This window comes from Pseudomonas sp. PDM17, assembly GCF_014851985.1.
Lineage (GTDB): Bacteria > Pseudomonadota > Gammaproteobacteria > Pseudomonadales > Pseudomonadaceae > Pseudomonas.
On record NZ_JACVAT010000003.1, the window covers coordinates 271,651 to 292,736 of the forward strand.

The window sequence follows — 21,086 nt, forward strand, 5'->3', positions numbered from 1 at the left end:
GCACCGTTTTCGTGCGCACCATCCTTGCGCGCACGCACCATTGCTGACCGTTCGGACAAGCGCTGCAGCCCGCGCCAGCGCTGACGCAGCCCCGCACTGGCAAGCCCCTTGCTGTAGCACCGCCATTGCTACTGCCGGACACTGCCATGCTGGTCATCCACCAACGCATCGAACCCCGCGAACACTGGGACGCCGAGCTGCGCCTGAATTACGAGGCGCGCAGCAAGAGCCGCCTGCGCTGCTTCACCAGCACCGGTGAAGACGTCGGCCTGTTCCTCGAGCGCGGCCAGTCGCCGCTGACCGATGGCGAGTGCCTGCTGGCCAACGATGGCCGCGTGGTGCGCGTCTGCGCCGCGCCGGAAAAACTCCTCCACGTCACCTGCACCAACGCCCGCGAGCTCAACCGCGCGGCCTATCACCTGGGTAACCGCCACGTCGCCCTGCAGGTCGGCGATGGCTGGCTGCGCCTGCTCGACGACTACGTGCTCAAGGCCATGCTCGATCAGCTCGGCGCCACGGTGGAGGCCATCGAAGCGCCCTTCCAGCCCGAACACGGCGCCTACGGCGGCGGCCACCACCACTCGCACCACGGCGAGGAAGAATTCAACTACGCACCGAAGCTGCACCAGTTCGGAGTGCGCCGGTGAGTGCCATCTGGTCGCTGTTGCGCCTGGCCAGTCCGCAGTTGCCCATCGGCGGCTACAGCTACTCCCAGGGCCTGGAAAGCGCCATCGACCAGGGCCAGGTGAGGGATGCCGACGGTGCCCGTACCTGGCTCGCCGACCAGTTGCAGCTGAACCTCGCACGCTTCGAAGGCCCGCTGCTGGCCGAACTGTTGCGTGCCGCACAAGTCGCTGACTGGGACGCCCTGCGCGACGCCGCCGAGCGTCATCGTGCCAGCCGCGAAACCCGTGAGCTGGGCCTGGAGAACCGGCAGATGGGCTTCTCCCTCGGCCAGTTGCTCGAGGCCCTGCCCGAGCTGGACGAGCCCGCCCGCCAGTGGCTTGCCGGGCAAGGCGAGCCCTCCTTCGCCGCCGCCTGGGCCCTGGCCGCCCGCGCCTGGGGGCTCTCCCCGGAGCAGGCACTCGGCGCCTGGCTGTGGAGCTGGCTGGAGAACCAACTGGCGGTGCTGATGAAGACCCTGCCACTGGGCCAGATGGCCGCGCAGAAGCTCACCTCGCAACTGCTCCCCGACCTCGACGCCGCCTGCCGGGCCGCGCTGGAAAACGATCCCCACGGCGGCGCGCCCTTCGGCCTCGCGCTGGCCTGCATGACCCACGAAACCCAATACAGCCGTCTGTTCCGCTCCTAGGAGAACTGCCATGAACTCTCAACCTCTTCGCGTCGGCATCGGCGGCCCGGTGGGCTCCGGCAAGACCGCCCTGACCCTGGCGCTGTGCCGCGCCCTGCGCCAGCGCTACAACATCGCCGTGGTCACCAACGACATCTACACCCAGGAGGACGCGCAGTTCCTGGTGCGCAACGAGGCGCTGGAGCCGGAGCGGATCATCGGCGTGGAAACCGGCGGCTGCCCGCACACGGCGATCCGCGAGGACGCCTCGATCAACCTCGAGGCCGTGGACCAGCTCAACCGCCGCTTCCCCGGCCTCGACCTGATCCTGGTGGAATCCGGCGGCGACAACCTCTCGGCCACCTTCAGCCCCGAGCTGTCGGACCTGACCCTCTACGTGATCGACGTCTCCGCTGGCGACAAGATCCCGCGCAAGGGCGGGCCGGGCATCTGCAAGTCCGACCTGCTGGTGATCAACAAGATCGACCTCGCCCCGCTGGTGGGCGCCTCGCTGGAAGTGATGGACCAGGACGCCTCGCGCATGCGCGGCGACAAGCCCTTCGTCTTCAGCAACCAGAAGACCGGCCAGGGCCTGGCCGAGATCATCACCTTCATCGAACGCCAGGGCCTGCTGAGCGCAGCCTGATGCCTTCTCCGCGGCCGCGGATGCCGGCCGTTCCATGACCAGACGCTCCATCACAAGAACCAGGGAGTTTTCCATGCAGCTGCGCAAAGCCTTCTACAGCCTGGCGCTGTTCCTCACCCCGGCCGTGGCCTTCGCTCATCCAGGCCACGGCGACCACGGCCTGATTGCCGGCATCACCCATCCCCTCACCGGCCTCGACCACCTGCTGGCAATGTTTGCCGTCGGGCTCTGGGCCGCGCAGCAGAAAGGTGCGGCGCGGCTGGCACTGCCGTGCACCTTCGTCGTAACCATGCTGATCGGCGGGCTGCTGGGCTTCGAGGGGCTGGAGATGCCGTTCATGGAGACCGGCATCGCCGCTTCCGTGCTGGCGCTGGGCCTGTGCGTTGCACTGGCGGTGCGTCCGCCGCTGTTCCTGGCGATGGGCGCGACCGCCCTGTTCGCCCTCGCCCATGGCGTGGCCCACGGGCTGGAACTGCCGGAGCTGAGCAGCCCGTGGCTGTACGCCGCCGGCTTCGTCGGCGCGACTGCGGCGCTGCATGCGGCGGGTTACGGGATCGTTCGCCTGCTGCCGCAGGCTGCCGCACCGCTGGTGCGTTTCGCCGGGCTGGCTTCGGCGGGTGCCGGTGCCTGGCTGCTCGCGGGCTGACCTGCTCGTTTCTACAAGATCAACAGCCCCTCACCCTAACCCTCTCCCGCAAGCGGGAGAGGGGATCGTTCGGCGCGAGTTGAAGCCTCGGCGTCAGCCGGTACGGACGGCTCCTCTCCCAGAGGGAGAGAAGGCAGTTTGGTGCAGGATGAAGCCTCGATGTCAGCCGGCTCGGACGGCCCCCTCTCCCTCTGGGAGAGGGCTGGGGTGAGGGAGAAGTCCCGGCACGGACACCCCGGAGTACGACGGTTAGCCGACCGCACATCACCCCTTGCGATGCACCGCAAACCCTGCCCACGCCTGGCTCACCGGCATGATTTCCAGGGTGTTGATGTTGATGTGCGGCGGCTGGTTCATGATCCAGTGGATGGTCTCGGCAATGTCCGCGGACTGGATCGGCTCGGCGCCCGCGTAGGTCTTGTCGTACTTCGCCTGGTCACCGCCGAAGCGCACCAGGGAGAACTCGCTCTCGCACATGCCCGGCTCGAGGTTGGTGACGCGCACGCCGGTGCCCTGCAGGTCGCAACGCAGGTTCAGCGAGAACTGCTCGACGAAGGCCTTGGTCGCGCCATACACGTGACCGCCCGGATAGGGCCAGTGGCCGGCCACCGAACCCAGGTTGAGGATGCTCGCGCCCGGGCCATGGGCGATCAGGCGCGGCAGCAGCAGGCGGGTGGCGTACATCAGGCCCTTGATGTTGGTGTCCACCATGGTGTCCCAGTCATCCAGCTCGCAGTTCTGCGCAGGGTCGGTACCCAGGGCGAGGCCGGCGTTGTTGATCAGGCCACGCAGCTTGGCGAACTTCTCCGGCAGGCTGTCCACGGCGGCGGTCATCGCCGCGCGGTCGCGCACGTCGAGCACCAGCGGCAGCACGTCGGTCTCGGCGGAAAGCTCCTGGGCCAGCGCATTCAGGCGCTCCTCGCGACGGCCGGTGATCACCAGCGACCAGCCGTCACGGGCGAAACGCCGCGCGCAGGCTTCGCCGAAGCCGGAAGTGGCGCCGGTAATGAACAGAGTGGGAGTAGTCATCACAGATATCCTCTTGCTGGGCACTGCCGTCGCCGATGCATGCCGGGGAATCGTACGGTGCGCGTTCTTGTCGGTCGGCCGAGCATAACAGCCCGAACCCGCCGCGTTGCGTTACAGCCGCACTGGATAAAACCCGAACAGCCGCTTGAAAGCCCCACCGCCACTGGCCTGCCGCAGGTTGCGCCCACCTTGTCCACAGGCTGTTCCACGGATTCTGTGGGCAAGCTGAACGCCGATTTCCTCCTGGACGTTTTTCAAGCGCCCCGCCGCAGGCCGCGCCACCGCTGCGCTGGAGAAGTTCTTCCCAAGGTTATCCACAAGTCTTTCAACGGCTGGCGGGGACAACTATCGGAGCTGCGGAACTTTTCCGCGAAGCCGTACCTGTCCATCCATACAGGGGTTGCGGGGTGATCGAACAGAAAACGACCGCCTCGAGCGGCGCCTGCGGCCACGGGGCCTGGCGAGGTTCTCCCAGACGTTATCCACAGGCCGGCCCACAGATTTACTGGATTAATTCACCGACAGCAGCAGGCGCGCGGCGATCAGGTCTTCCAGTGCATAACCCACGGACTTGAACAGGGTGATCTCGCTGTCGTCCTGGCGTGCGCCGCGACCGCGCAGGAGGTCGGCCAACTGGCAAAGGATCGCGCTCTCGTCGATTACGCCTTCGCTTATCGGGATCAGCAGGTCGCCCGCCTCTTCCAGCGCGCCTTCGCGGGTATCGACCACGATGCGCGCACGGCGCACGGCTTCGCTGTCGGTCTCGCGCATGGACGGCAGGAAGGCGCCGACCAGGTCGAGGTGGCAGCCCGAGCGCAGCCAGGCGCCATGGACGATGGGTTCGCGCGAGGTGGTGACACAGCTGATGCAGTCCGCCGCCGCCACGCCGCCGCGCAGATCGACGCAGGCATGGACGGGATAGCCTTCGTCCTGCAGCTGCTTCACCAGCGCATGCACCTTGTCTTCGTGTCGGCCCCAGACGGCGACGTCCTCGTATTCGCGCACCGAACAGTGGGCGCGGACCATGTGCGGCGCCAGGGTGCCGCTGCCGACCACCAGCAGCCGGCGGGCATCGCGGCGCACCAGGTAATCGGCGGCCAGCGCAGAGGTGCAGGCAGTGCGCCGGGCGGTCATTTCCGAGGCTTCGAGCATCGCCAGCGGGTGCCCCGTCTCGCCGTCGAACAGGCAGAACAGCGCGGCCACGGCTGGCAGGTTCTTCGCGCCGTTGCCGGGGAACACGGTGACCAGCTTCACGCCGATGTCCTGCCCCGGCCGCCACACCGGCATGGTCAGCAGCGAGGCGTTGCCGGGCAATTCATGGCAGCCGCGAACCGGGGCTTCGCAGGGTCCGGCGAGGCCGATGCGCAGGGCTTCGATCAACTGGGGATAACTCAGGCGTGCGGCGACGTCGGCGTTGGTGAGGAACTTAAGGTCGTGCATGGAGACCTCGTACGCAAATTGAGAGCCCCTCTCCCCCGCCCTCTCCCTGAAGGGAGAGGGAGCTATCCGTGCCGGCTGACATCACGGTTTCAGCCTGCACCGAACGGTCCCCTCTCCCTTCAGGGAGAGGGTTAGGGAGAGGGCGGAAGGCGAGCAGCGCTCCCTTGTCGATCAGGAGCGAACCCGACGCCATTCTCAGCGGCGCGTCAGTGCCCACCCAGATACGCGTTGCGAACCTCCTGGTTACCCAGCAGCTCGGCGCCGGTGCCGCTCAGGCGGATCTCGCCGTTGACCATCACGTAGCCACGGTCGGACAGCTTCAGCGCGTGGTTGGCGTTCTGCTCCACAAGGAACAGCGTCATCCCGCTCTTGGCCAGCTCGCGCAGGGTCTGGAAGATCTGCTTGACCACGATGGGCGCGAGGCCCAGCGAGGGTTCGTCGAGCAGCAGCAGCTTGGGCCGGCTCATCAGCGCGCGGGCGATGGCGAGCATCTGCTGCTCGCCGCCGGACATGGTCATGGCGCGCTGGTTGCGCCGCTCCTTCAGGCGCGGGAAGAGGTCGAACATGCGCTGCATGTCCTCCTGGGCGTGGTCCATGCCGACGGGAATGGTGCCCATCAGCAGGTTCTCCTCCACCGTCATGTCGGGGAACACCCGTCGCCCTTCCGGCGACTGCGCGATGCCGTTGGAGGCCACGTAGTGCGCGGACTTGTGGCGGATGTCCTGGCCCTTGTAGAGGATCGCGCCGCCGGCTGCGCGCGGCTGGCCGAAGATCGACATCAGCAGCGTCGACTTGCCTGCGCCGTTGGCGCCGATCAGCGCCACGGTTTCCCCTTCGTTGACGGTCAGCGAGACTTTCTTCAGCGCCTGGATCGGCCCGTAGAACACATCGACCTCACGGAATTCCAACATCGGCGCCGTCATGCCAGCTCCTCTTCGTCTGCGCCGAGATAGGCGGCGATCACTTTCTCGTTGTGGCGGATCTCGTCCGGCGCGCCACGGGCGATGACCACACCGTGGTCGAGCACGATGATGTGGTCGGAGATGTTCATCACCATGCCCATGTCGTGTTCGATCAGCAGCACGGTGATGCCGTGGTGGTCGCGCAGGTAGCGCACGATGCGCGCCAGCGCCTGGGTTTCGGCCGGGTTCAGGCCGGCGGCGGGTTCGTCGAGGCAGATCAGCTCGGGCCGGGTGCACATGGCGCGGGCGATCTCCAGGCGGCGCTGCTGCCCGTAGGACATCTCGCCGGCCAGGCGGTTAGCGCAGTCCACCAGGTCCACCACTTCCAGCCAGTAGAAGGCGTGGTCCAGCGCCTCGCTTTCCGCGCGGCGGTAGCCGGGGGTGTTGAGCACGCCGGCGATGAGGTTGCGGTTGACGAACATGTGCTGGGCCACCAGCAGGTTCTCCACCACTGACATCTCGCGGAACAGCCGGATGTTCTGGAAGGTGCGCGCCAGCCCGGCACGGTTCACCAGGTGGGTGCCGCCGAACATCTTGTAGTAAAGGCGGTTACCAAACTGCGCCGGGTTGACGAAATCGCCGCCCTGGAACGGCTGGCCGAGCACCTTGATGACGTCGGTGGTGCCGCCCTGGGTGTTGAGCAGGATGTTGCCGCCGGTGGCCTTGTAGAAGCCGGTAAGGCAGTTGAACACGGTGGTCTTGCCGGCGCCGTTGGGGCCGATCAACGCGGTGATGGAGCCGCGCTCCACGTCGAGGTTGACGTCGTTGAGCGCCTTGATGCCGCCGAAGTGCATCATCAGGTGCTCGACGCTGAGGATCTTGTCACCGCTCATGGCGCCACCCCCTTGCGGACGGCGAAGCCCGAGCGGCTGATGCGGATCAGCCCGCGCGGACGCCAGATCATCATCAGCACCATGAGGATACCGAACAGCAGCACGCGGTAATCGGCGAAGCTGCGCAGCAGTTCCGGCGCCACAGTGAGGACGAAGGCGGCGATCACCACTCCCACCGTCGAGCCCATGCCGCCCAGCACCACGATAGCGAGGATCAGCGCGGACTCGAAGAAGGTGAACGACGACGGGTTGACGAAGCCCTGGTAGCTGGCGAAGAACACCCCGGCCAGGCCTGCGGTGGAGGCGCCGAGCATGAACGCCGAGAGCTTCACCAGCACGTGGTTCAGGCCCATGGCGCGGCAGGCGATCTCGTCCTCGCGCAGCGCTTCCCAGGCGCGGCCGACCGGCATGCGGGTCAGCCGGTGCTTGATGTAGAGCACCAGCAGCACCACCAGGAAGAGCACCACGTAGATGAACAGGAACTTGAAGTTCTGGTTGTAATCGATGCCGAGGAACTCGTGGATCGGCGTGCCGCCCTCTTTCGCCCGGCGCCCGAACTCGAGGCCGAAGAAGGTCGGCGACGGCACCGGCATGCCGTTCGGGCCGCCGGTGAAGGACAGCCAGTTGTTGAGGATCAGGCGGATGATCTCGCCGAAGCCCAGGGTCACGATGGCCAGGTAGTCACCGTGCATCCGCAACACCGGGAAGCCCAGTAGCGCCCCCGCCAGCGCGGCGACGATGGCCGCCAGCGGCAGCACCGTCCAGAAGCCCAGGCCCAGGTACTGGTAGCCCAGCGCGAGGCCATAGGCGCCGATGGCGTAGAAGGCCACGTAGCCGAGGTCGAGCAGGCCGGCGAGGCCGACCACGATGTTCAGGCCCAGGCCCAGCAGCACATAGATCAGCCCGAGGATGATCACGGTGAGCAGGTACTTGCTGGCGAAGAACGGGAAGATCACCGCGGCGAGGATCACCAGCGGGACTATCCAGCGCAGGCGCGTCTTGTAGCCCGGCGGCAGGACGCTGATGCCCGAGTCGGAGCTTTCGAAGCGGTCCATGATGCGGCTGCCGGCCGGGGTCTGCAGGTACAGGCTGAGCAGCAGGCGGCCGAGCATCACCGCGCCGATCATCCAGGCGAGGCGCACCGGTTCGAGCTTGAAGCTGTAGCCGTCGAGCACGATGCCGACGATGGGGCCGAAGACGATCAGGGCAATGAGACCGGCGAGCACGGTGTCGACCAGGCTCTTCTTGATATCGATGCGCGCAGTCTTGGGCGCGGCTGAAGTCTGGGAGGCGGACATCATGCTTACACCTTCGACACCTGGGGACGACCCAGGAGCCCTTGCGGCCGGAAGATCAGGATGGTCACCAGCAGGCCGAAGGCGAACACGTCCTTGAAGTCGGTATTCACCATGCCCGAGAACTGCGCCTCGGCCACGCCCAGGATCAGCCCGCCGAGCATCGCACCGGGCAGCGAGCCGATGCCGCCGAGCACGGCGGCGGTGAACGCCTTGATGCCGATGATGAAGCCCGCGTAGAAGTCGAAGGTGCCGTAGTTCATGGTGATCAGCACGCCGGCCAGCGCGGCCATGGCGGCGCCGATGATGAACACGTAGGAGATCACCCGGTCGGTGTTGATCCCCAGGATCGAGGCCATCTTGCGGTCCTGCTGGGTGGCGCGGCACATGCGCCCGAGCTTGGTGTACTGGATCACGTAGGTCAGCACCGCCATGCCGACGAAGGCGGCGATGAGGATGAACACCTTGGTGTAGGTCAGCTGCACGAAGCCTTCGCCGATGTGGAACTTGAAGGCGCCGTCGAGCAGGGTCGGCACGCCTTGCTGGCGCGGGCCCTGGGCCAGTTGCACGTAGTTCTGCAGGATCAGCGACATGCCGATGGCGGAGATCAGCGGAGCCAGGCGCGTGGAGTTGCGCAGCGGCTTGTAGGCGATGCGCTCGATCACCCAGCCATAGACGCCGGTGACGAAGATGGTGAAGACCAGCGTGCCGAGGATCAGCAGCGGGAACGACTGCAACCCGAAGAAGGCCAGCAGTGCCAGGCCGACAGCGGAGAGGTAGGCGGAGATCATGTACACCTCGCCATGGGCGAAGTTGATCATGCCGATGATGCCGTAGACCATCGTGTAGCCGATGGCGATCAGGCCGTAGACCGACCCCAGGGTCAGCCCGTTGATCATTTGCTGGAGGAAAATACCGTCCACGATTGGGTACTCACACAGACAGGGCAGGGAAGGCTGGCGGCAAGCGGGCTGAACGGCTCGTGACCGTCGCCGGGCAAGCGCCGACCTGCGGGGATACCGGCACCGCTCGTGGCGGCGCCGGCAGATCGCACGGGGTGCGCAATCGCTGCGCGGGGCACCGCTTCACCGGCCAGGCGGGCCTGGCCGGTGAAGCTCGGGAGCCTCGACAGGAGCCGGCCCCTTACTTCTGTTTCTCCAACTGGTGGTACTTGCCCTTGTCGTCCCACTGGTAGACGACATAGTCGGAGACCTTCAGGTCGCCCTTCTCATCCCACTCCTTCTTGCCCATGACGGTGTCGACCGGGTGGGTGTGCAGCCATTTGCTGGCCGCCTGGGGATCGTTCTTGCCAGCGCCGTTGAAGGCGGCGGCCAGTGCCTGAACCGAGGCGTAGGCGTACAGGGTGTAGCCTTCGGGCTCGAAGCCGCTGGCGCGGAACTTGTCCACCACGGCCTTGCCTTCGGGAATCAGGCGCGGGTCGGCGCCGAAGGTCATCAGCACACCCTTGGTGTACTGCGGGCCGCCGGCGGTGGTGACCAGTTCGTCGGTGACGATGCCGTCGTCGGAGAAGAACACGGTGGTCAGGCCCTGCTCGCGCATCTGCCGGACCAGCGGACCGGCCTCCGGGTGCAGGCCGCCGAAGAACACCACTTCCGCGCCCGAGGAACGGATCTTGGTGACCAGGGCATTGAAGTCCTTCTCACCGCGGGTCAGACCCTCGTAGAGCACTTCGGTGACGCCCAGCTTGTTCAGCTGCGCTTTGGTCGCGTCCGCAAGGCCCTGGCCATAGGTGTCCTTGTCGTGGATAACCGCGACTTTCTTGGCCTTCAGCACGTTGACGATGTAGTTGCCGGCGACCACGCCCTGCTGATCGTCGCGTCCGCACATGCGGAACATGCCGGCAAGGCCACGCTCGGTGACTTTCGGGTTGGTCGAGCCGGGGGTGATGGTGATGAGGCCGGCCTCGTCATAGACCTCGGAGGCGGGAATGGTGTTGGAGGAACAGAAGTGGCCGACGACACCCACGGCCTTGTCCTGGTCAACCAGACGGTTGGCAACGGCCACGGCCTGCTTCGGCTCACAGGCGTCGTCGGCCTTCACCAGCTTGATCTTTTCCCCATTGACGCCACCGGCGGCGTTGATTGCGTCGGCGGCCATATTGGCGCCGCGCCAGTACTGTTCACCGAACGAGGCGTTCGCCCCGGTATGCGGACCCGCGACCCCGATAACGACATCGGCCTGTACTACGGAAGACACGCCCAGTGCGGTGGTTACCGCCAGAGCCAGAAAGCCTTTTCTGAAAATCTTCTGCGACATGGAGTTTTGCTCCTGAGGGTTTTTGTAATGGCGCGTTGTATTTCTTGTTGGCGATTTCTCGTGTAGCGATTCAGCGACTTAGCGATCAATCAACAGCAAGCGGCGTGCCATTCGTTTTTGTTATTAACCAAGTCCTACAGCGAAAACAGCCCGAGCTGGCAGACATCAAGTGCTAGACACGTGCAACCCATTGAAAGCATAAGGTGCAACCCGGCAGGCAAAAGGGTGCAACCCGACTTCCCGTGAGCTGGCTTTTTCCAGCCACCACAGGCGCAACCCCAACCGTAACCATCGCTGTCACCGAACTGCACATCCGCGGTGCAGACCCGTCGGGGTAACGCACCATAAGAGGCTAGACCAAAGTGCAGCGAGCGTTGGCGGGTCAAACCGGGGCGGCCCTCGCCCCGCCTTGAGCAGCGTCAGATCACCACCCGCAGGCATTGCCCGGCGTGGTAGAGGGAGAAGCCGGCTTCGTACAGACAGCTGCGCAGGCCCACCGCGGAGATTTCCTCCATGGGCCTGAGCGGCATCGGCAAGGCGCTGGCGTCACCGTCCAGCAGGAAGTCGGCGAAGGCCTTGCCCACCACCGTGCCGGTGGTGACGCCACGGCCGTTGTAGCCGCTCATGGCGACCAGCCCCGGCGCCGGCTCGAACAGGCGCATGAGGTGGTCGGGGGTGAAGTCGATGCAGCCGGTCCAGGTGAACTCCCAGTCCACCTTGCCCAGCCTGGGGAAGTAGTGCTGCTGGATGCGGTCGGCCCAACTCTTGAGGAACCACGCCGGCTTGCCGGTGCCCTTGCCGAGGCTGCCGAGCAGCAGGCGCCCGTCTGCATCGCGGCGGATGCTGCTGAGCACCTGGCGGGTATCCCAGGAGCCCTGCCCGCCCGGCAAGATGCGCGCGGCTTCTGCGCCCTCCAGCGGGCGCGAGGCAACCTGGTAGTAGTAACCGGGGAAGAACGTGCGGCGCAGCTGCGTCCACTCGCCTTCGGTGTAGGCGCTGGAGGCGATCACCACCTTGTCGGCGGTGACCACGCCGCCAGCAGTGATCACGTTCCACGCGCTGCCCACACGCACCAGGCCGACCACCGGGGAATGGTGGTACAACTCGCCCCCCAGGCCGACCACCGCGCGGGCCAAGCCGCTGACGTAGCCCATGGGATTGAGCGTGCCGGCGCGGCGGTCCAGCAGTGCGCCAGCAATCCTGTCGGTGCCGCAAGCCTGTTCGCAGTCGGCGCCGGTGAGCAGTTCCACCGGCGCCCCGCGGCGGCCCCATTGTTCGCAGCGGCTGCGCAGGTCCGCCAGGCCACGGGCGTTGTGCGCCATGTGCAGCGTGCCTTCGCGGCGCGCCTGGCAATCGATGGCGTACTTGTCGATCAGCGAGAACACCAGCGAGGGCGCGTTGCCGAGCATGCGGTTGACCCGCTGCCCGATCTCCGCGCCCATGCCGGCTTCGATCTCGTCCGGGGGAATCCACAGGCCGGCGTTGACCAGCCCGACGTTGCGCCCCGAGCCACCATGCCCGGTGGTGTGGGCTTCCAGCACGCAGACCTTCTGGCCGCGTTCCAGCAGATGCAGCGCGGCGGACAGGCCGGTGAAGCCCGCGCCGATGACACACACGTCGACCTTGCGATCCCCTCGCAGCTCCGGGGCTTCCGGGCGGTCGGGAGTCAGGTGCTCCCACAGACACTCTTGGCGAAGCGACATCCAGCGATCCTTCTACGCGAACCTTTGTGAATGACTCTGTACTGCGTGTTTCTCGTAGGGCGGATAACCGCAAGCGGTTATTCGCCCTACGTTGAGCGAGCGGAAACTCGGCCTCAGTCGAAGACTATGCCCTGGGCCAGCGGCAGTTCCCGCGAGTAGTTCACGGTGTTGGTCTGCCGGCGCATGTAGCCCTTCCAGGCGTCGGAGCCGGACTCGCGGCCGCCGCCGGTTTCCTTCTCGCCACCGAAGGCGCCGCCGATCTCCGCGCCGCTGGGGCCGATGTTGACGTTGGCGATGCCGCAGTCGCTGCCCACCGCCGAGATGAAGGCTTCCGCCTCGCGCAGGTCCGTGGTGAAGATGCAAGACGACAGGCCCTGGGGCACGCCGTTGTTCAGCGCCACCGCATCGTTGAAGTCCTGGTAGGGCACCACGTAGAGGATCGGCGCGAAAGTCTCGCTGCGCACCACATCGCTCTGCTCGGGCATCTCGACGATGGCCGGCGACACGTAGTAGGCCCCGGGGAATTTGTCGGCCAGCTGACGCTCGCCGCCGAACACCACGCCGCCCTCACCACGCGCCTGCTCCAGCGCGCCCTGCATGGCGAGGAAGCTGCGCTCGTCGATCAGCGGGCCGACCAGGTTGCCTTCCAGCGGATGGCCGATGCGCACCTTGGCGTAGGCAGTCTTCAGGCGGCTGACGAACTCGTCCTTCACCGACTCGTGGGCAATCAGCCGGCGCAGCGTGGTGCAGCGCTGCCCGGCGGTGCCGACAGCGCTGAACAGCACGGCGCGCACGGCCATATCGAGGTCGGCGCTGGGCGCCAGGATCATCGCGTTGTTGCCACCCAGCTCGAGGATGCTGCGGCCGAAACGGGCCGCCACGCGCGGGCCGACTTCGCGGCCCATACGGGTGCTGCCCGTGGCGCTGACCAGGGCGACGCGCACGTCGTCCACCAGCGCTTCGCCGGCGCTGCGATCACCGATCACCACCTGACTCAGGTGCGCCGGGGCGTCACCGAACTTGCTCAGTGCGCGCTCGAACAGCGCCTGGCAGGCCAGCGCGGTGAGCGGGGTCTTCTCCGATGGCTTCCACACAACCGAGTTACCACAGACCAGCGCCAGCGCGGTGTTCCACGACCACACGGCGACCGGGAAGTTGAAGGCGCTGATCACCCCGACCACGCCCAGTGGATGCCAGGTCTCGCGCATGTGGTGGCCGGGGCGCTCGGAGGCGATGGTCAGGCCGTAGAGCTGGCGCGACAGGCCGACGGCGAAGTCGCAGATATCGATCATCTCCTGCACTTCGCCCAGGCCTTCCTGGGTGATCTTGCCGGCCTCCCAGGACACCAGTTCGCCCAGCGCCGCCTTGCTCGCCCGCAGTTCCTCGCCGAACAGGCGCACCAGTTCGCCACGGCGCGGCGCCGGCACCTTGCGCCAGGCGTCGAAGGCATGGGCGGCGCGGCCGATCTTCTGCTCCACCTCGGCGGCGCTTTCCAGGCGCACCGCGCCCAGGCGGCGGCCGTCGATGGGAGAGTGGATGACCTGATCGCCACCGGTGACCAGGCGGGCGTCGACGCCGAGGGATTCGAGCAGTGCGGAAATCATGCGGACTCCAGTTCTTTTCAGATGACCTGACGGAATGCCAGCAGTAATAAACGGCTTGCCGAGGCACAACAAACGACGTTTCCTATGCACATCATTCCGTAAATTCATGAACTGCCCGCCATGCTGAGCAAACGCCACCTGCCGTCCATGACCGCCCTGCAATGCTTCGAAGCGGTGGCGCGGCACCTGAGTTTCACCCGTGCCTCCGAGGAGCTGAACCTGACCCAGAGCGCGGTCAGCAAGCAGGTGGCGCAGCTGGAGGAAATGCTCCAGCACCTGCTGTTCCGCCGCGTACGCCGCCGGCTGCAACTGACCCCGGCGGGCGACCTGTACCTGGTGGAGGTGCGCAAGATCCTCACGCAGGTGGAGATGTCCACCCACTACCTGCTGTCCTACGGCGGCGAGACCGAAGTGCTGCGCGTGGCGACGCCGCCGACCTTCGGCGCACGCTGGCTGATCCCGCGGCTGAACGGCTGGCGCCATCGCCACCCGAACATCCACCTGGACCTGCGCCAGGAACTGGAGCCCGGCGACCTCCTGCAATCGCGCTGCGATATCGCGTTCTTCTTCGGCGCCGCCACTCTGCCCGGCGCCGAGTGCGTGGCGCTGTTCGGCGAGGAGATGGTGCCGGTGTGCTCACCGGCGATCCTGCCGGCGCAACCGCTGAGCGACCCGACCCAGTTGGCGGACCTGGTCCTGCTGCAGAACGCCACGCGCCAGGAAGCCTGGCACGAGTGGTTCCTCAGCCTCGGCCAGCACAGCGAGCACAGCTACCACGGACCGCGCTTCGACACCTTCTACATGTGCATCCGCGCAGCGCAAGCCGGCTGCGGCGTGGCGCTGCTGCCGAGGTTCCTGGTGGAAGAGGAGCTGAGCGAAGGCAAGCTGGTGATCGCTTGGCAGCACGGCCTGCAGAGCCGCAGCGGCTACTACCTGGCGTACCCCGAGCATGCGGCGGCGGTGCCCAAGGTCAGGGCGTTCGTGGAGTGGATCGGGGAGCGGATGGAAGGGTAAGTATCTGCGCTCGTAAGAGCCCCTCACCCCAGCCCTCTCCCATGGGGAGAGGGAGCCGCCCGTGCCGGCGGATGACGTGGAGTGATCCTGCTCCGATCAGTCCCCTCTCCCTCCGGGAGAGGGTTAGGGTGAGGGGAGGCCCCCGCGCCGGAATTTCAGACCAACAAACTCCGATCAAACACAAACGCCCCATCCCCCTGGGGCGTGAAGCGCAGGACATGCTGCGGCCGCCCCATCGGCGGCTGGTGGCGTTCGCCGGTGTCTTCCACCCAGCCCGCCGCCTTCATCCGCTCCAGTCGGCCGCGCAGGCTGGAATGCTGGACTTCCTCGCCAATGGACCATTCGAAGGCCTTCAGCGCCTCCGCCACGGTGAAGCGCTCCGGCAACAGGTGCAGCGGCAGCGCGCTGTACACCGATTTGCCCGCCAGCCGCTCGCAGGCCTGCTGCACCAGTTGGGTGTGGTCGAAGGGCAAGGCGAAGCGCTCGCCGCGCACGGCATCCAGCGGCACGAAATCCAGGTCGTCGGCGGCCAGTCCAGTATCTGGCGCCACCAGCACGAGGTAGAACACGCTCAGGGACCAGCCGCGCGGGTCACGCACCGCATTGCCCACGGTCGCCACCTGCTCCATGTACGCCGGCTTCACCCGCGCCTTCTCGCGCAGCGCACGCAAGGCGGCATCATCCAGGCCATGGTCGGCGCAGCGGCCATTGATCAGCACGCCGGGCAGCGCCCACTGCCCCTCGAACGGCGCCTGGGCGCGACGGATCAGCAGCAGCTCCAGCCCGCGCTCAGCGTTCAGGCGCAGCGCCACGATATCCACGGTGGCCAGCACTTCAGCGGTACTCATCGATGCTCCTCGAATGCTTCCTCGCCGGAAGAAGCCCTGTGACTTATTTCACCATGTACAGAAAGCATCTTCCACCTCTCATGATTTTCAATCTTTCTGCTTGACGACTTATTTCATGTCGTGAATTATGTAGCCACGACAGACCACCAACGGTCAAGCGGAGGCTTCCATGAACCTGATCGCCAGCTTCGATGTAGACGCCCAGAAGAGCTTCACCCCGCTCTGCCCTAATGAACTGCCGGTGCCCGGCGGTGACGCCATCGGCAGCGCCCTCAACCTGATGGCCGAACGCGCCAGCCTGCGCCTGGGCAGCAAGGACGCCCACAGCCCGCAAGCGCCCTGGGTGGTGAGCGAGCCGGCACAGATGCTGCAGCCGCTCGCCCTGCCCAATGCCGACCTCACCTGGGTCAGCCACTGCGTGCCGGGCACGCCGGGCTTCGAGCTGCTGGACGAGCTGCCCAGGCCGATGGACTACGACTTCTTCATCTGGAAGGGCGTGGAGCCGGACCTGCACCCCTACGGTGCGTGCTACCACGACCTGGCGGAACGGCGCAGCACCGGGGTGATCGAATACCTGCGGCAGAACGCGGTCAGCCACGTGCTGGTGGGCGGCCTGGCGCTGGACTACTGCGTGAAGACCACCGCACTGCAACTGCGCCGCGCCGGCTTCCAGGTGCTGCTGTACCTGCCGGCCTGCCGCGCCATCGCGGAGGACACCGCGAAGGCCGCCTGCGAAGAAATGCGCAGCGCCGGGGTGATCCTCTCCGCGAACGAGAACGAACTGGACGACGCCCTGTGGGGCATCAGGGAGAACTGATCATGGCCGAGAGCGTGTTTGCCGAGAGCATCGTGCAGAACCTGCTGGACACCGACTTCTACAAGCTGACGATGATGCAGGCGGTGCTGCATAACTACCCCAACGCCGAGGTGGAGTGGGAGTTCCGCTGCCGCAACGCCGAAGACCTGCGCCCGTACCTGGCGGAAATCCGCTACCAGATCGAGCGCCTGGCCGAGCTGGAAACCACGCCGGACCAGCTCGCCTTCCTCGAACGCATCCCGTTCATCAAGCCGGACTTCATCCGCTTCCTCAGCCTGTTCCGCTTCAACCTGCGCTATGTGCACACCAGCATCGAGGACGGCCAGTTGGCCATCCGCCTGCGCGGGCCGTGGCTTCACGTGATCCTCTTCGAGGTGCCGCTGCTGGCCATTGTCAGCGAAGTGCGCAACCGCTATCGCTACCGCGAAGTCGTGCTGGAACAGGTCGGCGAGCAGCTCTACCGCAAGCTCGACTGGCTCGCCGGCAACGCCAGCGCGGAGGAACTGAAGGAATTCCAGGTGGCCGACTTCGGTACCCGCCGGCGCTTCTCCTACCGCACCCAGGAAGAAGTCGTGCACATCCTCAAGCGCGACTTCCCCGGCCGCTTCGTCGGCACCAGCAACGTGCACCTGGCCCGCGAATTCGACGTCAAGCCCATCGGCACCATGGCCCACGAATGGCTGATGGCGCACCAGCAGTTGGGCCCGCGGCTGATCGACAGCCAGATCGCCGCGCTGGACTGCTGGGTGCGTGAATACCGCGGCCAGCTGGGCATCGCGCTGACCGACTGCATTACCATGGACGCCTTCCTGGGCGACTTCGACCTGTACTTCGCCAAGCTCTTCGATGGCCTGCGCCACGACTCGGGCGACCCGCTGGTCTGGGCCGAGAAGGCCATTGCCCACTACCGCCGGCTGGGAATCGACCCGATGACCAAGACCCTGGTGTTCTCCGACGGCCTCGACATGCCCAAGGCGTTGCAGCTCTTCCGTGCATTGCGTGGCAAGATTAACGTCAGTTTCGGCATCGGTACCAACCTGACCTGCGACATCCCCGGGGTGGAACCGATGAACATCGTGATCAAGATGACGGCCTGCAATGGCCACCCCGTGGCGAAGATTTCCGACACCCCGGGCAAGACCCAATGCCGCGACGAGAACTTCGTCGCCTACCTGCGCCACGTGTTCAAGGTGCCGGTGTAACCCATTTTCCGCTTTCCACAGGAGCCCTCCAGATGAAAGACAGACAGGCCGCCATCGCCAGAGAACTCAACGTGCAGCCGCCCTTCCAGTCCGACGCCGAGCTGCAGGCCGAGATCCAGCGGCGCGTGCGCTTCATCCAGGACTGCCTGCAGGGTTCGGGGATGAAGACCCTGGTGCTGGGCATCAGCGGCGGCGTCGACTCGCTCACTGCCGGCATGCTCTGCCAGCGCGCCGTGGAGGGCCTGCGCGCCGAGACCGGCAACCAGGACTACCGCTTCCTCGCCGTGCGCCTGCCATACAACGTGCAGGGCGACGAGCAGGATGCCCAGGATTCGGTGGACGTCATCTCCCCCGACGAGCGCCATACCGTGAACATCGGCCCGTCCGTGCAGGCGCTGGCCGCCGAGACCCAGGCACTGGAAGGCCTGGCACCGGCCACCCGCGACTTCGCCCTGGGCAACACCAAGGCACGCATCCGCATGGTCGCCCAGTACACCATCGCCAACGCCCGCGCTGGCCTGGTGGTCGGCACCGACCACGCCGCCGAGGCGGTGATGGGCTTCTTCACCAAGTTCGGTGACGGCGCCTGCGACCTCGCCCCGCTCACCGGTCTGGTGAAGAACCAGGTGCGCAGCATCGCCCGCAGCCTCGGCGCGCCGGAACATCTGGTGGAGAAGGTGCCGACCGCCGATCTCGAAGACCTCGCTCCCGGCAAGCCGGACGAGCACGCCCACGGCGTGACCTACAAGGAGATCGATGCCTTCCTGCACGGCCTGGATGTCGGCCAGGAGGCCTTCGACATCATCGTCCGCACCTTCGAGAAGACCCGTCACAAGCGCGCACTGCCCACCGCGCCGTAAGCGAACGGCCGCTGTTGGCGCGGGAGAAGTCCCGCGCCAACCAGTTCAAGGGTTCAGTGCTGGGGAATGACGTAGCGCCAAATGGCGATGAAGTGCAGCAGGCTGCCGGCGATCACGAACAGGTGCCAGATGCCATGCCAGTGGCGGAAGCGGCTGTCGTAGGCGAAGAAGATGATGCCGATGGTGTAGAAGGCCCCGCCGCCGACCAGCCAGGCAAAACCCGCGCCACCCAATGCGCGGTACAGCGGACCGACCGCGATCAGCACGATCCAGCCCATCACTGCGTAGATGATGATCGACAGCACCCGCGCCTCAGAGCGTGGCTTGATCTCCTGCAGCATGCCGATCACTGCCATCGACCAGACAATGCCGAACAGCGTCCAGCCCCAGGGCCCCTTCAAGGTCACCAGGCAGAACGGCGTGTAGCTCCCGGCGATCAGCAGGTAGATCGACAGGTGATCGAGCTTGCGCAGGATGACCTTCGCCCGCCCCCGCACGCTGTGGTAGAGCGTCGAGATGCTGTAGAGCAGGGTCAGCGTCGTGCCGTACACCGCCACGCTGACGATGCGCAGCGGCTCGCCCACCAGGCTGGTGGCCACCAGCAGCCAGATGCCGCCCACCAGCGCCAACACCGCGCCAATCAAGTGAGTCCAGGCGTTGAAGCGTTCACCGTGGTACATGAGTCCCTCGTTGCGATTTCAACCACGCCCACACCCTACCCTGCTTGTGTGAAATAAAAAGCCCGACCATGGGTCGGGCTTTCCGGATCACACGCTTTCGAGCGAAAGCGGGATCACTTCACCGCCAGGGTGCCCTTCATCATGGCCGAGTGGCCCGGGAAAGAGCAGAAGAAGGCGTATTCATCGCCAGCCTTCAGCTTGGAGACGTCGAAGGTCACCGAGTCCTTCTCACCGGAGCCGATAATCTTGGTGTGGGCGATCACGCGGGTGTCGCCGTCCTTGACGTAGTTCTTGTCCAGACCGGCGGCCATGCCGTCGGTCACTACGCCCTGCATGTCGGCGGCGGTGGTCAGGACCCAGTTATGGCCCATCACGTTCTTCGGCAGGCTGCCCGGGTGGGACAGGTTCACGGTGAAGGTCTTGCAGCTCTTGTCGACGCTGATGGCGTTGGTGCTGAACTGCATCTGGTCGTTGCCCTGGATGTCCACGGAGCATTCGGCGGCCAGCAGCGGGGCACTGAACAGGCCAAGCAGGGATACAGCGGCGAGTTTACGGAACATGACATGCCTCCTAGGCAGGTTGGGCGGAGAATCCTGAAGGGGAAGACTGCCCGAACGCTATCGGGGTTCCCCTGATCTGCATCAATGGCCATCGGCCACGAGCCAAGCTTCGAACTGTCTATCAGGTCGATCAGCAGGATCAACGAGGCAGATCAGCGCACCCCGCCTAGCATAGACGCCATCCCCCGGCACCACAGGAGTTCGCGCCATGCACCGTCTCGCGTTGTTACAAAGCCCGCTGCTACAGCAGCTGCTCGCCTGCTACGCACTCGGCGCATCCGCCGGCGGCTGCCAGGACAACTGAATTCGGCTTGGTCGCTTTCCTCGCAGTCGGTAACCTGACGGCCTGCAAGACCAGGCCAGCAAAACGAGGACAGCTCCATGACCTTGCGTTCCATCTGCGTATTCTGCGGCGCCAGCCCCGGCGCCACCCCGATCTACCAGGAAGCCGCCGAAACCCTCGGCCGACACCTCGCTGAAAACGGTATCCAGTTGGTCTATGGCGGCGGCGCCGTGGGCCTGATGGGCATGGTCGCCAATGCCGCGCTGGCCGCGGGCGGCGAAGTCATCGGCATCATCCCGCAGAGCCTGAAGGACGCCGAAGTCGGACACAGCGGCCTGACCCGTCTGGAAGTGGTAGACGGCATGCACGCACGCAAGGCCCGCATGGCCGAGCTGAGCGACGCCTTCATCGCCCTGCCGGGCGGCCTGGGTACCCTGGAAGAGCTGTTCGAGGTCTGGACCTGGGGCCAGTTGGGCTATCACGCCAAGCCGCTGGGCCTGCTGGAAGTGAACGGCTTCTTCGACCCGCTGCTGACCTTCCTCGACCATCTGGTGCAGGAGCGCTTCGTGCGCCAGCCGCACCGCGACATGCTGCAACGCGCCGCCTCGCCTGCCGAACTGGTCAGCGCCCTGGCCGCCTGGAAGCCCCTGGCCGCGCCCAAGTGGGTCGACCGTACGCCGACCTGACACACGCCTACCAGCAGCGCTCCGTGGCCGCGCCACGGAGCCCGCTGCTGGCCAGCGTCAGTACCCCGCAGGCATCCCTCGCCATCGCCCCGACCGGCTCGGCCTGCAGGACATAGCCCGACTCGTCCGGGCCACTGGCGAACCCGAGGCGGTAGAAGGCCTTCCCTGCATCACGTGGCGACTGGTCGAATGGCAGCGTTGCGCCAACGTAGGTGCCATGGCTGGTATAAAAGCGCTCCAGCGATTGCGCCAACTCCACCAGCGATTTCTGCGCGTCCACCCGACGCACCCGCTGGATGTACTCCTGGTACGCCGGCAGGGCGATACCCAACAGGATGCCGATCAGTGTCAGGCAGACCAGTAACTCTACCAGCGTGAAACCGCCGGCACGTTCGTTCGGCGATGTCATT

The 21,086-nt window shown here is 66.0% G+C and carries 22 protein-coding genes; 9 read left to right on the plus strand and 13 right to left on the minus strand.

The annotated features are described in order from the left end of the window. The first annotated feature begins 146 nt into the window (after nucleotides 1–146). The 4 genes from ureE to IB256_RS11515 all read left to right on the plus strand — a co-directional run bounded on the left by ureE (nucleotide 147) and on the right by IB256_RS11515 (nucleotide 2,583). Nucleotides 147–647: an urease accessory protein UreE gene (gene ureE / locus IB256_RS11500; protein WP_192292911.1), complete on the plus strand. Its 501-nt coding sequence runs from the start codon at nucleotides 147–149 to the stop codon at nucleotides 645–647. Further along, nucleotides 644–1,312, plus strand: a complete 669-nt coding sequence (locus IB256_RS11505) for an urease accessory protein UreF (RefSeq protein ID WP_192402616.1) — start codon at nucleotides 644–646, stop codon at nucleotides 1,310–1,312. The genes ureE and IB256_RS11505 overlap by 4 nt, the downstream gene beginning before the upstream one ends. A 10-nt stretch (nucleotides 1,313–1,322) precedes the next feature. Further along, entirely contained in the window at nucleotides 1,323–1,937 is a 615-nt protein-coding gene (ureG, locus tag IB256_RS11510; protein ID WP_045216312.1) for an urease accessory protein UreG, read from the plus strand. Between the two features lie 73 nt (nucleotides 1,938–2,010). Beyond that, nucleotides 2,011–2,583: a HupE/UreJ family protein gene (locus IB256_RS11515; RefSeq protein WP_192292914.1), complete on the plus strand. Its 573-nt coding sequence runs from the start codon at nucleotides 2,011–2,013 to the stop codon at nucleotides 2,581–2,583. 264 nt (nucleotides 2,584–2,847) lie between these two features. On the opposite strand, the gene IB256_RS11520 is transcribed toward IB256_RS11515, so the two are convergent. The 9 genes from IB256_RS11520 to IB256_RS11560 all read right to left on the minus strand — a co-directional run bounded on the left by IB256_RS11520 (nucleotide 2,848) and on the right by IB256_RS11560 (nucleotide 13,726). After that, nucleotides 2,848–3,612 carry an SDR family oxidoreductase gene (locus IB256_RS11520; protein WP_045216306.1) on the minus strand — a complete coding sequence of 255 codons (765 nt, stop codon included), beginning with the start codon at nucleotides 3,610–3,612 and terminating at the stop codon, nucleotides 2,848–2,850. A gap of 510 nt (nucleotides 3,613–4,122) precedes the next feature. Beyond that, nucleotides 4,123–5,052, minus strand: a complete 930-nt coding sequence (locus tag IB256_RS11525; RefSeq protein WP_192292916.1) for an ornithine cyclodeaminase family protein — start codon at nucleotides 5,050–5,052, stop codon at nucleotides 4,123–4,125. Between the two features lie 206 nt (nucleotides 5,053–5,258). After that, nucleotides 5,259–5,975, minus strand: a complete 717-nt coding sequence (locus IB256_RS11530) for an ABC transporter ATP-binding protein (protein ID WP_192225246.1) — start codon at nucleotides 5,973–5,975, stop codon at nucleotides 5,259–5,261. Then, complete coding sequence (locus tag IB256_RS11535) at nucleotides 5,972–6,847, minus strand: ABC transporter ATP-binding protein (protein WP_138524199.1); 876 nt, start codon at nucleotides 6,845–6,847, stop codon at nucleotides 5,972–5,974. The genes IB256_RS11530 and IB256_RS11535 overlap by 4 nt, the downstream gene beginning before the upstream one ends. After that, entirely contained in the window at nucleotides 6,844–8,148 is a 1,305-nt protein-coding gene (gene livM / locus IB256_RS11540) for a high-affinity branched-chain amino acid ABC transporter permease LivM (protein WP_405307243.1), read from the minus strand. The genes IB256_RS11535 and livM overlap by 4 nt, the downstream gene beginning before the upstream one ends. A 2-nt stretch (nucleotides 8,149–8,150) precedes the next feature. Next, nucleotides 8,151–9,065, minus strand: a complete 915-nt coding sequence (locus IB256_RS11545) for an ABC transporter permease subunit (protein WP_081515564.1) — start codon at nucleotides 9,063–9,065, stop codon at nucleotides 8,151–8,153. 220 nt (nucleotides 9,066–9,285) lie between these two features. After that, nucleotides 9,286–10,419: a branched-chain amino acid ABC transporter substrate-binding protein gene (locus tag IB256_RS11550; protein WP_081515563.1), complete on the minus strand. Its 1,134-nt coding sequence runs from the start codon at nucleotides 10,417–10,419 to the stop codon at nucleotides 9,286–9,288. Between the two features lie 419 nt (nucleotides 10,420–10,838). Next, complete coding sequence (locus IB256_RS11555; RefSeq protein ID WP_192402618.1) at nucleotides 10,839–12,122, minus strand: NAD(P)/FAD-dependent oxidoreductase; 1,284 nt, start codon at nucleotides 12,120–12,122, stop codon at nucleotides 10,839–10,841. 113 nt (nucleotides 12,123–12,235) lie between these two features. Further along, the gene (locus IB256_RS11560) at nucleotides 12,236–13,726 is read right to left on the minus strand and encodes an aldehyde dehydrogenase family protein (protein ID WP_285887129.1); all 1,491 of its coding nucleotides are present in this window, start codon (nucleotides 13,724–13,726) and stop codon (nucleotides 12,236–12,238) included. Nucleotides 13,727–13,846: 120 nt separating this feature from the next. Between IB256_RS11560 and IB256_RS11565 the strand changes: the two genes are divergently transcribed. After that, nucleotides 13,847–14,740, plus strand: coding sequence for a LysR family transcriptional regulator (locus IB256_RS11565; RefSeq protein ID WP_081515560.1), 894 nt, complete (start codon nucleotides 13,847–13,849; stop codon nucleotides 14,738–14,740). A gap of 155 nt (nucleotides 14,741–14,895) precedes the next feature. On the opposite strand, the gene IB256_RS11570 is transcribed toward IB256_RS11565, so the two are convergent. Beyond that, on the minus strand, nucleotides 14,896–15,588 hold the full coding sequence (locus IB256_RS11570; RefSeq protein WP_192292926.1) for an NUDIX hydrolase: 693 nt from the start codon (nucleotides 15,586–15,588) through the stop codon (nucleotides 14,896–14,898). Between the two features lie 169 nt (nucleotides 15,589–15,757). Between IB256_RS11570 and IB256_RS11575 the strand changes: the two genes are divergently transcribed. Genes IB256_RS11575 through nadE form a run of 3 tightly spaced genes read left to right on the plus strand, consistent with a single transcriptional unit; the run spans nucleotide 15,758 to nucleotide 18,467 of the window. Then, a complete protein-coding gene (locus IB256_RS11575; protein ID WP_192402620.1) occupies nucleotides 15,758–16,405 on the plus strand; it encodes a nicotinamidase in 648 nt (215 codons plus the stop codon). Nucleotides 16,406–16,407: 2 nt separating this feature from the next. Continuing rightward, nucleotides 16,408–17,607, plus strand: coding sequence for a nicotinate phosphoribosyltransferase (gene pncB, locus IB256_RS11580; RefSeq protein ID WP_192402622.1), 1,200 nt, complete (start codon nucleotides 16,408–16,410; stop codon nucleotides 17,605–17,607). Between the two features lie 32 nt (nucleotides 17,608–17,639). Next, nucleotides 17,640–18,467 (plus strand): ammonia-dependent NAD(+) synthetase, encoded by an 828-nt coding sequence (nadE, locus tag IB256_RS11585; RefSeq protein WP_192292941.1) that lies wholly within the window; start codon nucleotides 17,640–17,642, stop codon nucleotides 18,465–18,467. A gap of 53 nt (nucleotides 18,468–18,520) precedes the next feature. On the opposite strand, the gene trhA is transcribed toward nadE, so the two are convergent. After that, nucleotides 18,521–19,147: a PAQR family membrane homeostasis protein TrhA gene (gene trhA / locus IB256_RS11590; protein WP_192292943.1), complete on the minus strand. Its 627-nt coding sequence runs from the start codon at nucleotides 19,145–19,147 to the stop codon at nucleotides 18,521–18,523. A gap of 113 nt (nucleotides 19,148–19,260) precedes the next feature. Beyond that, on the minus strand, nucleotides 19,261–19,707 hold the full coding sequence (azu, locus tag IB256_RS11595) for an azurin (RefSeq protein ID WP_081515554.1): 447 nt from the start codon (nucleotides 19,705–19,707) through the stop codon (nucleotides 19,261–19,263). Between the two features lie 381 nt (nucleotides 19,708–20,088). Here azu and IB256_RS11600 point away from each other — a divergent pair, with 381 nt between their 5' ends. Then, nucleotides 20,089–20,676 carry a TIGR00730 family Rossman fold protein gene (locus tag IB256_RS11600; protein ID WP_192292945.1) on the plus strand — a complete coding sequence of 196 codons (588 nt, stop codon included), beginning with the start codon at nucleotides 20,089–20,091 and terminating at the stop codon, nucleotides 20,674–20,676. A gap of 7 nt (nucleotides 20,677–20,683) precedes the next feature. Here the strand turns inward: IB256_RS11600 and IB256_RS30780 are convergent, their stop codons facing one another. Beyond that, on the minus strand, nucleotides 20,684–21,085 hold the full coding sequence (locus IB256_RS30780) for a type IV pilin protein (protein ID WP_192402624.1): 402 nt from the start codon (nucleotides 21,083–21,085) through the stop codon (nucleotides 20,684–20,686). Nucleotide 21,086 lies beyond the last annotated feature (1 nt).

What these genes read in the sequence shown, in the direction of transcription:
- ureE (WP_192292911.1), top strand. Translation starts at nt 147, where the DNA reads ATGCTGGTCATCCACCAACGCATCGAACCCCGCGAACACTGGGACGCC.
- ureG (WP_045216312.1), top strand. Translation starts at nt 1,323, where the DNA reads ATGAACTCTCAACCTCTTCGCGTCGGCATCGGCGGCCCGGTGGGCTCC.
- IB256_RS11515 (WP_192292914.1), top strand. Translation starts at nt 2,011, where the DNA reads ATGCAGCTGCGCAAAGCCTTCTACAGCCTGGCGCTGTTCCTCACCCCG.
- IB256_RS11520 (WP_045216306.1), bottom strand. Translation starts at nt 3,612, where the DNA reads ATGACTACTCCCACTCTGTTCATTACCGGCGCCACTTCCGGCTTCGGC.
- IB256_RS11525 (WP_192292916.1), bottom strand. Translation starts at nt 5,052, where the DNA reads ATGCACGACCTTAAGTTCCTCACCAACGCCGACGTCGCCGCACGCCTG.
- IB256_RS11530 (WP_192225246.1), bottom strand. Translation starts at nt 5,975, where the DNA reads ATGACGGCGCCGATGTTGGAATTCCGTGAGGTCGATGTGTTCTACGGG.
- IB256_RS11535 (WP_138524199.1), bottom strand. Translation starts at nt 6,847, where the DNA reads ATGAGCGGTGACAAGATCCTCAGCGTCGAGCACCTGATGATGCACTTC.
- livM (WP_405307243.1), bottom strand. Translation starts at nt 8,148, where the DNA reads ATGATGTCCGCCTCCCAGACTTCAGCCGCGCCCAAGACTGCGCGCATC.
- IB256_RS11550 (WP_081515563.1), bottom strand. Translation starts at nt 10,419, where the DNA reads ATGTCGCAGAAGATTTTCAGAAAAGGCTTTCTGGCTCTGGCGGTAACC.
- IB256_RS11555 (WP_192402618.1), bottom strand. Translation starts at nt 12,122, where the DNA reads ATGTCGCTTCGCCAAGAGTGTCTGTGGGAGCACCTGACTCCCGACCGC.
- IB256_RS11560 (WP_285887129.1), bottom strand. Translation starts at nt 13,726, where the DNA reads ATGATTTCCGCACTGCTCGAATCCCTCGGCGTCGACGCCCGCCTGGTC.
- IB256_RS11565 (WP_081515560.1), top strand. Translation starts at nt 13,847, where the DNA reads ATGCTGAGCAAACGCCACCTGCCGTCCATGACCGCCCTGCAATGCTTC.
- IB256_RS11570 (WP_192292926.1), bottom strand. Translation starts at nt 15,588, where the DNA reads ATGAGTACCGCTGAAGTGCTGGCCACCGTGGATATCGTGGCGCTGCGC.
- IB256_RS11575 (WP_192402620.1), top strand. Translation starts at nt 15,758, where the DNA reads ATGAACCTGATCGCCAGCTTCGATGTAGACGCCCAGAAGAGCTTCACC.
- pncB (WP_192402622.1), top strand. Translation starts at nt 16,408, where the DNA reads ATGGCCGAGAGCGTGTTTGCCGAGAGCATCGTGCAGAACCTGCTGGAC.
- nadE (WP_192292941.1), top strand. Translation starts at nt 17,640, where the DNA reads ATGAAAGACAGACAGGCCGCCATCGCCAGAGAACTCAACGTGCAGCCG.
- trhA (WP_192292943.1), bottom strand. Translation starts at nt 19,147, where the DNA reads ATGTACCACGGTGAACGCTTCAACGCCTGGACTCACTTGATTGGCGCG.
- azu (WP_081515554.1), bottom strand. Translation starts at nt 19,707, where the DNA reads ATGTTCCGTAAACTCGCCGCTGTATCCCTGCTTGGCCTGTTCAGTGCC.
- IB256_RS11600 (WP_192292945.1), top strand. Translation starts at nt 20,089, where the DNA reads ATGACCTTGCGTTCCATCTGCGTATTCTGCGGCGCCAGCCCCGGCGCC.
- IB256_RS30780 (WP_192402624.1), bottom strand. Translation starts at nt 21,085, where the DNA reads ATGACATCGCCGAACGAACGTGCCGGCGGTTTCACGCTGGTAGAGTTA.